This window comes from Hydrotalea flava (genome assembly GCF_001623405.1).
Classification (GTDB): domain Bacteria; phylum Bacteroidota; class Bacteroidia; order Chitinophagales; family Chitinophagaceae; genus Hydrotalea; species Hydrotalea flava.
This window is the reverse complement of sequence record NZ_LUHG01000075.1, coordinates 1-13,262: the sequence shown is the minus strand read 5'-3', so window position 1 is coordinate 13,262 and position 13,262 is coordinate 1. Positions and strand designations below refer to the sequence as shown.

Genomic DNA, 13,262 nt, shown 5'->3' with positions numbered 1-13,262 from the left:
TGCAAAAACAGCCACATCAACAGCGAGGCCACCTTATGGAGCCGCTTATTGAAACCACTGTTGCCAATCATTGCCGGCACCATATTATGTGTCCACATATAATTGATGGCATGGAACTGGTTGCCTTTAAAATAAAGAGCGGACACTAATGCCGTGCTGATAATCTCACTGTCACTTACTTTACCCTCCTTGTGTTCGACATGATGGATACCTTTGAGTATATCATCCACTAAACAGTAAATACCAATAACTTTGTCCTGAAGCATTTGAATAGAAATTTTGTTTTCGCAACTCAAAATTATTCTGTTTCAAATGCTTCTATTTTAGGAAACTTGGGTTAATTAATTGACCGCATATCCCTTTCATTTTATCAAAATAAATGAGGCTGTATCATTTTTTGATACAGCCTTATTTTATTTAATCTTAAAACCAAACTAATAGCCGGGGTTACCTACCATTTTTTTATTGGCATCTAACTCTTGTTGAGGGATTGGAAATAATCTTTTAAAACTTGAGTAAGGTAAACTCAAAGCAATGGCAGGGTAATTGCTACTTCTATTAATATCCAATTTCAATCTGCTCATATCCCCATAACGATCACCTTCAAAAGCTAATTCTTTTCTTCTTTCAGTTATAATATCATTAAATAACTGAATTCCAGTGGAAGTATACCCAGTAAAAGAAGGATCACGGCGAGTTGCAATGTAATTCAAATAGGTTTTAGCAGATGTTTCGTCATTTGGCAAAGAAGCTTCGGCTGCTATTAAATAAACATCACTCAAACGTATAATCTTGGTATCATCAGGATCAGCAGATCCAAATACATTTTTATATTTATTAATAAATGTAGCTGGGACACCACCTCTAACACCAGTAGAAAGCCACGTAGTTGCTCTTATATCAGTTGGGGAATATAATGCAGTTAGGGCATTAGAGCAAAGTAAATCGCCATAACCTAATTGATTATATATATTAGCTAATCCATCATATCCGTTATTATTAATAGCATCAGAACTAACTTCAAAGAAGGTTTCAACCTTATCGGTACGTACAGCTCCACTTCCCCAATAAGACACAAAGTTTGAAGTATTTACAACAGTAAATCCGCTATTATTTATAACATCTAATGCTGCTGTTTTGGCATTGGCGTTGTTGCCCATATACAAATAAACTTTTGCCTGTAATGCTCTGGCTGCATACTTGCTAAATTGACCTGAGCTTGTAAACTTTGTCATGTTAGCATAAGCTTTATCCAAATCACTTATTACTTGATTGTAAACATCACCAACTGAACTTCTTGGTGCCTGCTGAGTTACATCATAAGTTAAAATAATGGGTACTCCGGGAGCAGTTGGATCGTCAGTATAAGGCTTTGCAAAATATCTGGCTAAGTAAAAATAACAAAGTGCCCTAATGGCATAAGCCTCCCCCTTGTACTGGTTTACATTTGCAGAGCTTGCAACGTTTGCATTAATAATATTGTTTGCTCTTAAAATGGTATTGTAAGCAGCATTCCAAAAGCCGGTTACATTTCCATCAGAAACCACCATATTGTAGGTATTAAACTGAATATATCGTCCAGAATTTTTTACGGAAACATAAACATTGTCAGGATATAAATCTCCTGCTACAGGAACGGTTCTGCCAAACAAGTCTGTATTTCTTAGACCTGCATATGCACCTCTGAGTGCTACCAACAAATCAGCTTCAGTTCCTAAAGCCAAATTTGGGGGTAAGGAAGTGTAAGGATTTCGATTCAAGAAATCTTTTTTACAACTCGATAAAAGACCAATTAATACCAAAAGTATCAAGGCCTTATTGAATATTGATTTTTTCATAATAAATTATTTTGTATCACTTCATTTAATTAAAAAGAAATATTTACACCTGCTGTAACTGTTTTTGGAATAAACACCTCCAAATTAGTTTGAGAGGAAACACCCTGTTCTGGATCAAAAGGCATATTAGAATCTGCCACCCAAGTCCATAAATTGGTGCCGCGCACATAAAAGCGCATCATACCAATATGATATTTGGATAATAAGGATTTGGGTAAATCATATCCTAATTCTATATCTCTTAAACGAATAAAATCTCCTTTAAATAAATAAAATGTTGAAAAACTTTGTGCACTTTTATTTCCCCCATATACATATTTGGGTATATCTGTAATTTGACCAGGGGTAGTCCATCTATTCATAATACGTTTTACCTTATTAAAACCACCACCAAACCCAGCACCATTGTAATATGAACCCCATGTATCTCTCAGATAATTACCAAAATTGTAATAGAAATTGGCACTTAGACTAAAGTTTTTATATTTAAAACTATTACCGAAGCCCCCAAATACTTTTGGTGAAGCCGTTTGATAAGGTATCCGTAGTGCACTACCATAATTATTAGTAGTTGTTTTTCTTGTAGCATCAGTATACCAAAGTGGATCACCATTAGCAGGATCTACACCTGCATAAACCCTTGCATAATAGGTTTGAAAATCATATCCTACCCTGCGAATATTAACCCCAGATAAAATATCCCGATTATCAACCAATGCAGTAATTTTATTTTGATTGGCTGCAATATTGAAATTAAGATTCCATCTGAAATCGCGAGTTTGAACAGGGACTACATTCAAAGTAAATTCAATCCCTTTGTTTTCCATTGCTCCAATATTTTTGGTTACACTTGTAAATCCTGTACTTGGAGGAACAGGTGCTGCCAATAATAAAGAAGTTGTATTTCTTTTATAGTACTCTATTGTGAAACTAACTCTGTTTTTCAATATTGTTACATCCATTCCAACGTTAAATGGTTTATTTATCTCCCATGTTAAATCAATATTACCTGCTTGAGAAGGAGCACTTCCAGGGTTACCAATATAGTTTGAGCCATAGCCATATAAAGGCAAGGCATCATAGTTGCCTATACCGGCATTACCATTGGTTCCATAAGAAGAGCGCAATACTAACTGATTGATGAATTTAATATTTTGCATAAATTTCTCTCTGTCAATATTCCATCTACCACCAATTGACCAAAAATTGCCATAACGTTTGTTCAAACCAAAACGAGAAGAACCATCATTTCTGAAACTACCAGTTATAATATATCTTTCTTTGTAATTCAAATCAGCAGAAGAAAAAGCACCTACAAAGGAATAATCACTTGCTGTTTGTGAAGCTGTTTTTGGTGTTGCACCAATAGCAGGCACAGTTAAAATTGTTGTTGGTGGAAAATTTGAGTTTTGAACTGAAACAAAGTATCCTTTACTTAACTGAGATTCATAACCAACTTTTAAGTTTAAATTCAAATCACCAGAACGTAATAAACTTTGTTTAAAATCTAGCGTATTTACCCAATCCCAGTTCATGTATCTGGTATAATAAGCAAATGCCCTACCACCACTACTCTGGCCATCACCATAAAATGGGTTATTATACTGGTTTTCTTCTAAAGTATTATAATCAACACCATATTGAGTTTTAAAACGAAGATTATCTAAAATCTTATATTCAGCATATGCAGCACCTCTCAAACTAAGGCCATGCAAATTTCTTTTATCTAATGCAGCAACTGCTACTGTATTATAAACTGAAGCATTTGGAAAGTCGCCTGTTAGGTAATTTAAAGTACCATCTGGTTTATACGGAGACAAGGTAGGCAAAAGAAAGAATGCACTTAACACCGGATTTCCAAAGGCTCCCCCACTCAAAGGAGTATTTTGATCCGTTACCCCTCCATTTAAAGTAAAGCCTAATGTTAATTTATTAGTTGCTTTATTTTCTATTCTGGCATTACCATTTAAACGAGTAAAATCAGAAGCAATTGTAGTACCATCCTGTTTAAACATTCCCCCTGATAAGAAAAAAGTTGTTTTTTCATTACCACCACTGGCACTTAAGTTATATTGTTGTTGCCCACCGGTACGGGTTACTGCCGACAACCAATCAGTATTTACGGGAGAAGGATAAGTAAAAACTGATAGAAAGTTTGCATTATAAATAGCATCAACATTGGTGGGAGTAGCCTGACCAGAATTTATCAAGCCTTCTTTAGTAATAGTACCATATTGATCGGCTGTTAATGGTTGGTAAGCACTGTTTTTGTAAGCAATAGAGTTTTGCCCGGCTTCAGCATCAAATTTAAAACGAGTAGCACCCGGTCTGCCTTTTTTGGTAGTAACCAATATTACACCATTAGCAGCACGGCTGCCATAAATAGAAGAAGAAGCGGCGTCTTTTAAAACGGTAATATCCTCAATATCGTCTGGATTTAATGTAGATAAAAGATTGGATGTTGTTGTTAAACGCGATGCATCCCCTATATTTACAGGAATTCCATCGATTACCCATAACGGATCAGAAGAGGCTGAAATAGAACCAATACCTCTGATACGAATTGCTTGAGATGAACCTGGAGCACCGGAAGCGGCGGCAGATTGTAATCCCGCTACTGCACCTTGCAATGCTTTATCAACAGAAGTAAAAGGCTTGTTTTCTATTTCACCGCCTTTAACAGATGCTTGTGAACCTGTTAGTGTATTTTTTTTCTGCGTGCCATAAGCCACCACAACCACTTCATCTAATCTTGAATCAAGAGCTTCTAATTTTACATCAACCTCAGTTTTACCTTCAATTGAAATTTCTTTACGACCAAAGTTTAAAGCCGAAATGATTAAATATTTTGCATTCTGAGGAACATTTAATGTATATGTTCCATCTGCTTCTGTACTAGTTCCAATTCTAGTACCTCTTACCATAATTGAAGCTCTTTCAATAGGTTTTCCGTTTTCATCCAGAATCGTACCTTTTATGGTACGACTTTGTGCCCACAATTGACCTATAGTCAATAATGCACACACGAGAAGCAATAGCAATTTTCTCATAATTCTCTGTGTTTTAGTTTTAAAAAAGTTTAAAAAGGATTTCAAATATAAGTTAACAAAACATTAAAGACATCAATTTTAATTAAAAAGTTGCAAAAAAAATTAAAATTATCTTTTTTAAAAATGGTTTTTAAGTTTAAAATAATTTTATAATTAGAAAAGACCAAAATTTAATTTGGCCTTTTATTAAAAAATAAATAATTGCATTTAATACCCGTTATTTTGAACAATATTGGGATTCACTAATACCTCATCTTTTGGTATGGGAAAGATGATATTTAAGGTTGCGGGGGTAACATTTAAGCTTTGTATAATGGCATTAGTGGCATCCTGCGCCTGTGGTTTTACAAAAGAACGCTGCAATCGGTAAAAATCCCAAAAACGGTAACCTTCCCATGCTAATTCTTTTCCACGTTCGGTTAAAATATCTTCTAACACCTGCGGGCCGGAAGATGCATACCCTGCAAAAGCAGGATCACGCTGCATGGCTACCATGTTCAGATATTTCAGTGCATTAACAGGATCGTTCAAATTATAGTATGCTTCTGCTAATATCAATAACACTTCTGCATAACGTACAATTTTTACATCATCATAATTAATAGGGTCAATAGGATATTTTGTAATGTAATATGCTATACCCAACTGTCCTGAACGGGTACTTGGATTGTACAATTGTCTTCTGGCATCGGTTAATGTATGTGAATTATAAAAATCCTGAGTGGCTAAAATATCGCCATAACTTCCAATTGGTTTGGGTACATAGAGGTTGGCCAATGTACCATCTGAAACACTATTGTTGGCGTCGGAAGTTACTTCAAACATGGTTTCTACCCTGTCAGTTCTTGGAGTGGTTCCTTTCCAGTAATTTACAAGGCCTGTACTTGGGGTTAAGGTAAAACCGCCATTATTTACCACATCTAAAGCGGCATTTTTAGCATTGGCCCAATCGCCCATGTGCTGATAAACTTTTGCCAATAAACCTGAAATGGCATATTTAGAGCAGAAAGAGGAATTAACACTTCTGGTTTGGCCGGTACTGAGAAATGTCATTGTACCACCCTGATTAAATTTTGCAAGAGAATAAGCTTTATTTAAATCGGTCAATGCCTGTGCATACACTTCTTTAATGGTATTACGGGCAGGTTTTGCATTTTGATTGAATGTTAATACAATAGGTACACCCGGGCCATTGGGATCTTTAGCATAAGGCAAAGCATAATTTCTACATAAATCAAAATATACCATACCTCTAATGGCATATGCTTCAGAATATAACTGGCTGATATTGTCATTTGTAATAGCCAAGCCTGAATTGATAATCAGATTCGCATTTTTTATGGCCTGATATGCATTGAACCAAATATTACTGGCATATCCATCCGTTACTACCATATTATACAAATTAAAACCGGTATATCGCCCGGAGTTTTGACTGGATTGGAAAGCATGGTCGGCCATTAAATCTCCTTTTACGGCAAAGGTTCTGCCATAAAAATCAGTTGCCCGCAATGAGGCATATAAGCCATTGACTGCCGCATTTAAATCGGCCTCAGATTTAATTGCATCGCTCAAAACAGATGCATTGTAGGGTTTCAGGTCAAGAAAATTTTTTTGACAGGCAGATAAAAATAAAACCAGCCCCAATAAAGTAAGCTTACTTAAATGATTGTATATTTTTAAGTGTTTCATTATCAGAAATTTTATTAAGTAATGAATTTAAAATGTTAGGTTTAATCCAACGGTTAATGATCTGGAAGGTGCAACGGCTTGGTTGTTAAATCCTTGCACACCCTGCTCCGGATCGCTGGTTAAATTATTATCATAAACTTTTGTCCACAAATTACTTCCGCGAACATAAAATGCGAGTGCAGATAAATGTAATTTTGATAATACATTTTTATCTGTTAATCGATAACCTAATTGAACATTTCTCAAGCGTATATAATCCCCTTTATAGATAATACGGTCTGAACCACTTGCGCCATTTCTGGAGTCTCCATAAATATATTTGGGCACATTGGTAATATCACCTTTTTTCTGCCAGCGGTTCATCATAAATGCATATTTGCCGCGGGTGGGAAAGCTACCATCTGTAAAGAAACGTGCATAGTTATCTACAATATAATTTCCGTAGTTGTAATAAAAATCAATACCAAAAGAAAAATTCTTAAAAGTAAAGGTATTGCCCAAACCCCCAAAATCGGTTGGTGAGGCAGATTTACCTACTAAATATAATTTGGCAGAAGCAAAGGTTGAAGTAGTAGCAGATTTGGTACTGTCAGTATACCAAAGCGGATTTCCATTGTTAGGGTCTACACCTGCCCATCCTCTGGTATAAAAAGAATAAAAAGGCTGGCCTACGCGCATTAAGAATGCACTGCTTTGCGGATTGAACTGATCCCCTGTAGGCAAATTGGTTACTGCATTTTTATTATGCGCATAATTGAAATTTACCTGCCAGGTAAAATCTTTCGTTTGAATGGGTATCACAGATATGGAAAATTCTATCCCTTTATTTTCCATGCTACCCAAGTTACTGATTACTCCGGTAAAACCGGTTGTTCTGGAAATTTGCTGACTCAATAAAGAACCATCTGTTTTTCGCTTATAATAATCAGCAGTAATATTTACTCTGTTTTTAAACAAACTCAAATCAAATCCCAAATCAAATTGTTTGTTTTGTTCCCAGGTTAAATTAATGTTTCCAATATTATTAAACGTACCACCGGCAACACCGTTATAATTATAACCAAAACCAAACGACGGCCTCCATTGGTAATTGCCTATTTCAGCATTACCATTGGTACCATAAGATGCCCTCAATTTAAGATTAGTAATAGCGGGAATATTCTTCATGAAATTTTCGTTCACCACATTCCAGGCAAAACCAACAGAGTAAAAATTACCATACGGATTGCTACTACCAAACCGGGATGAACCATCTCGTCTAAAACTACCATATAAAGAGTAACGGTCATCATAACTAATATTGGCAGTAGAATAAGCCCCGGTGAATGCATAATCGGACGATACCTGAATACCCAGTGTAGAGGTTGCTGCATTTTGAGAAGAATACAAATCTAATTTAGGTGGAAAACTCTGAGCAGAACCTTGTTGTTGCAAATACGCATTGCGTGTAGCTTCATAACCTACTTTTACATCTGCATAAAATTTATTATCCTTGTTAAAATCAAAATGATAATCTAACTGGTTATACCAGTTCCATAAAAAATTTCGCGTATACAATGATAATGCATAGCCTGCAGTACCTGAGCCATCTCCATGAAACTGGTTATTAAATTGATACTCTTCGTTACCATTAAACTGCAATCCCAGATTACTGGTAAATTTCAGTGATTTCCATATTTTATATTCTACAGTTTCTGTTCCAAAAATACTTAATGCCTTTAACCAGCGTTTATCATTGGCGGCAATGTATAATGGATTATAGTGGGCAGGAAAGCCGAAATTATTTCCGGAAATATTTAAAGTTCCATCCGGATTAAATGGATTTTGCGTTGGCCTTAATACCAATGATACATATCCTGGATTTCCAAAATAACCTCCACCTCCGGAAATACCGCTGGAAGCCAATACTGAATTTTGAACCACATTACCTACCGTTACTTTTGTTGTAAAACTTAATCGGTCGGTTGCCGCATGGGTTATTTTAATATTACCTGTATATCGGGTTAAATCTGCGCCAATGGTAGTACCCTGTTGTTTAAAATAGCCACCTGAAATAAAATACTTGGTTTTACCATCACCACCTGAAGCACTTAAATTATATTGATTTTGAATACCTGTTTGGGTTACCAAATCAAACCAATGAATATCTACACCATTGCCATAACCATACGATGCTAAAGTATTATTAATAGTAGTTTGGCTTGCATTATTATTAACCAGCCCTTCCTGCAACAAGGTAAACCAGTCTGCTGCCTGTAATGCTCTTCCGGCAGCCGGTGGTGCAATTACATTATTGTTGCCTAATTCTGCACTTAGGTTAAATTGTGTTTTACCCATTTTACCGCTCTTGGTAGTAATAATAATTACACCATTTCCACCCCTTGAACCATAAATGGATGTAGCTGCTGCATCTTTTAAAATAGAGATACTCTCTATATCATCGGCATTAATGGTAGCTAAAACATTGGTACTGGGATTGATGTTAAACCCACCTCCGTTACCATTCGATAAATCGCCACCATTCATAACAACACCATCAATTACATACAAGGGTTGTGATGCACTTAACGAAAAAGATCCTACCCCCCTGATTCTTATTTGTTGGTTGGCACCCGGTTGGCCTGTAGTAGCTACCGACTGTACCCCGGCAGCAGCGCCTTGCAACATTTGGTCAATTGATCCATAAGGTTTATCAGCCAACTGTTCGCCACCTACTTTCACTATTGCAGCGGTAGAATTACTCTTTTTCTGAAGACCATAACCGGTTACAACCACTTCTGATAAATCTTTACTGGATGAGGATAAGGATAGGTTAATTATACCCTTGTTACCTACAGGAATATATTGTTCATCTAAACCAACATGGCTAAACTGAAGCCCTTTCACTTTTTCTGAAACATTAATGGAATAGACACCAGCGGCATTGGTAACTGCAGTACCAACCACCTTTTTATCGCCGCCTAATGCATTGATGGAAACACCTACCAACGGTTCTCCTTTTTCATCAGTAACCTTTCCGGTTATTGTGCGGTTTTGTGCAAATAGCTGACCTACCATTAGGAACAAGCATAGTAGCAAGAAATAAATTTTTCTCATGTATGCAGGGTTTTAATTTTGGTTAATGGAACAATGTTATTAATAAAAGTTTAACATTCCAAAAAAATATTTTAATGATTTTTAGTAAAAAAGGATGACTTGCTGTTTTAATTATACATTCAATGTAAAAAATTTTAACGATTTCATCCATTTTTAAAATGCAATATTTTGCCAATAATTGCATAAAAAAACCTGCAAAAAGCAGGATTTAAAAGTATATACCCAATATAAATGTGAAAATGCACTGCCATTACAATTAAAACCTGGTACACCTTAACTTATCTAATGTACTGTTTCTAATTTTGAGAAAACCATGATAAGATGCAGTTAACTCAAATCCACCCCGATAATTCGATACGGTTTTTAACTTAGAAACATTTACATCATAACTTAATCCTACACTCATGTGCTTGAAATCCATTTTCACTACGGGTACAAAAGCATCTCCCCAACGTAAGAAACTACCAAAATAAATGGTATATGGATCTTCATTATAAAATTTTTGAACATCAAACCCATATAAAATACCCCCTAATAATTGCCGATAGCCATTTTGTGTAAAATAATCGGCAAAAGCAATAATGCGGTTTCTGTCGGTAACCGGTGAATTGACCCCAACATTAAAAGTAAGTTTGGGATACAGGAAATTTTCTACAGTACCCGTAACAGAATGTATCACCGGTTTATTAAAATGTGCATAGCCCGCCCCAATATAAAAACGGCCATTTTCTCCATAGCTGCTGCTAAAACTAACACCTGTAGCCAGATCCCAGTAATTGTATCCGGTATTGGTAAACATTTGTGAGGTTGAATTACTGGAATTATAAGAACCACCCAGATATTGGTCGCCGGTTTTAATTAAAGTGGGATCGAATTGACTATACACAGGGCCACCCATAAATGCGATGGATAAATAGGAGTCTTTATCATCGCTCAATGACTTACTATAATTGACTACAGGCAAAAATTGTGTGCGTTTTAACTGTATATCACCGGCCTGATCTAAGGTCATTTGAGAACCCAATGTTAACACGTCGTTATTGCCTTGCATGGGCATTTTATATTCCACACTCATAGCTTCTGTTCTAAAGGGTACCGTTACACTGGCCCATTGGTCGCGATACACAGTAGACACTCGTAAATCACCGGTAAATATCCCGGCCAATGCAGGATTTCTTAACAAGGGCTGCTCGTAGAACTGAGAAAAAGTAAGATCCTGCCCAAAAACAAATTGCCCGGACAAGAGAAAAAATATGCAGCAGATGAAGGGTGAGTAGCGTTTTTTCATATTCTTTGGATTTTTATAAAAGACTCTTTAAAGTCTTCCTGAAATAATTAACCAAATCCGCTCATTTTATTATATTTTTTTATTTTAATATGGCAACATTTCCTTTATATACATTCGGTAACCCTTTTTCACATAAAACTTCACATACATATACGAAAACATCGGGCGTTGCGGGTTTGCCATGAATTTTACCATCCCATGCATAAGCAGGATCGCCCGGCATAAAGTTGCTTCTTTCAAACAGCAACTCACCCCAACGATTGAATATCATAAAGTGTTTAATTACTTTTATGCCTTTACCCTGTACAATCAGTAAATCGTTAATACCATCTCCATCGGGAGTAAATACATTTGGAATATACACTTCAGCAGTGGGGCAAAATGTTTTTAAACATACTGTATCGGCACTCTGACAACCATATATATTGGTAGCCACACAACTAATACAGGCATCATCAGAAATTTTGGCCTGCGGTTCCTGACAATTGTAACAAGATAAATTGTTGGCACCGCTCCATGCCCATTGCTTAATATCTTGTTTTTCGGCAACAGCTCTGAAATTATAGGTATCACCCGCCTGTAAAATGGTGTCTTTGCCAACAGTAATTTGTGTTGGATTTCCTACAACAATACTCACTTTACCGGTATCTGTAAAACAGTTGTAGCTGTCTTTTGCAATTACTGAGTAAGTAGTAGTAGTAACCGGACTCACATACATGGAAGAACTGGTTCCCAAACTACTTCCATCGGGTGCTACCCACTGATAATTATTGGCACCTATGGCTATAATCTGCTTTTGTTGTCCGGCACAAATGGTATCATTGGGAGATACCAATAATTTAAATGGCTGAACAACGGTAATGTTGGTAGCACTCATTTGGCTGCATCCAAATTCATTATATCCCACAACATAATATTGGGTATTGGCAACCGGGGCAACGGTTGGTACAGCGCAGTTTTCACAGATAATATTGTTCTTCTGGTCTTTCCAAATATAACGTTCAGCACCGGTAACATTCAATTGTATAGAATCGCCTTTACAAATTCTTTTTGGTGCCATGGCTGCTACTTTCGGCAAGGCATGCACCGTAATTTGTTTAATTGCTGAATCCAAACATTGGTTTACTGTACTAACAGTATATTTCACAACATAATCACCTGCAGTATTATACCTTATTGCGCTAACTGAATCAGTTGAAGTGTTACCATTACCCATATCCCATTGACGATGAACAATTGAATCCTGTGAAATTGCGATTCCATTAAAACTAAGTAAAGCAGTGCGACAAACCTCCTGCATAGATTGTATGCTTACTTTTGGATACTGATATATTTTTACTTTAAAGGAGGCTTTAGCAGTATCGCTACAACCAGATTTTCCTTTTACTACCAAAGTAATGTGTCTGTTTCCTTCTGTTGTATAATTTTGGGAAAATGAAGAATGTGTTTCAACCATATCCTCATCAGATTTCCAATTCCATTCCTGAATACCAAAAAGTGTATGACTAGAATCCATAAACTGATAAGTGGTTTTACCACATTTATAGAGAGCAGTTAAATGAAAGTTTGCTTTTAATTCGTCTACTTTTATGGTATCATTTACAGATAATGGCATTTCACACCCTGATGCTGCAATTAGCTGCGCAGAAGGTATATATGTACCCTCTTTTGTGTAATGATGTTGTATGCTTGTTTGTGTAGTAGTTAAGATGCTACCATCCCCAAAATTCCATCGAACAGAATCGTCGGATAAAATATGGGCATTAAAAGTAACATTGTTATTGATACAGGTATAGCCGCTATTAAATGAAACTGTTCTTTCAGGAACATGAACAGATAAAGGCATGCTATCAGCATAGGTACAACCTCGTGCTGTTTGGGTAATTAATTTTACAGCATACTGTCCATTGTTTTTAAAAGCATAACGAACACTGTCACCAGACAACGAAGTTCCATCACTAAAGTACCATACTGTTTTTGAAGAAGGTACTGTTTTATTGATTAAAGTAAGGGTGTATGGCAAACATGTGCTACCTGTATCTTTTAATTGTATGGATGCTTTTTGAATTCCAATAATTGTAACTGGTGCACTTACACTCGTTGTGCAGCCACTGCCATTGGTAACAGTATAAGTAATAGTAGCAGTGCCTGCGGCAATGGCGGTGATTTTCCCACTGTTATCAATCGTAGCTACACTCGTATTGCTGCTGCTCCATACGCCACCCCCGGTCGGATCTGTTACAGTCAGACTACTACCCGCACATACCTGTCCGTTACCTGTGTTGATGGGTTGTACAG

6 protein-coding genes and 1 pseudogene are annotated in these 13,262 nt (G+C 36.4%); all 7 read right to left on the bottom strand.

What is annotated here, in order from left to right; genetic code table 11:
* Positions 1-266: pseudogene (locus A0F92_RS15800) on the bottom strand (IS982 family transposase); the annotation flags it as partial.
* Positions 267-434: 168 nt separating this feature from the next.
* Positions 435-1,838, bottom strand: coding sequence for a RagB/SusD family nutrient uptake outer membrane protein (locus A0F92_RS08535; RefSeq protein ID WP_068244306.1), 1,404 nt, complete (start codon positions 1,836-1,838; stop codon positions 435-437).
* A gap of 29 nt (positions 1,839-1,867) precedes the next feature.
* Positions 1,868-4,888 carry a SusC/RagA family TonB-linked outer membrane protein gene (locus A0F92_RS08530; RefSeq protein ID WP_167516946.1) on the bottom strand — a complete coding sequence of 1,007 codons (3,021 nt, stop codon included), beginning with the start codon at positions 4,886-4,888 and terminating at the stop codon, positions 1,868-1,870.
* Positions 4,889-5,095: 207 nt separating this feature from the next.
* A complete protein-coding gene (locus tag A0F92_RS08525; RefSeq protein ID WP_068244299.1) occupies positions 5,096-6,580 on the bottom strand; it encodes a RagB/SusD family nutrient uptake outer membrane protein in 1,485 nt (494 codons plus the stop codon).
* 27 nt (positions 6,581-6,607) lie between these two features.
* Positions 6,608-9,676, bottom strand: coding sequence for a SusC/RagA family TonB-linked outer membrane protein (locus A0F92_RS08520; RefSeq protein WP_167516945.1), 3,069 nt, complete (start codon positions 9,674-9,676; stop codon positions 6,608-6,610).
* A 256-nt stretch (positions 9,677-9,932) separates the two neighbouring features.
* A complete protein-coding gene (locus A0F92_RS08515; protein ID WP_167516944.1) occupies positions 9,933-10,964 on the bottom strand; it encodes a PorP/SprF family type IX secretion system membrane protein in 1,032 nt (343 codons plus the stop codon).
* 79 nt (positions 10,965-11,043) lie between these two features.
* A partial coding sequence (locus A0F92_RS08510; RefSeq protein ID WP_167516943.1) for a PKD domain-containing protein occupies positions 11,044-13,262 on the bottom strand: 2,219 nt, incomplete at its 5' end.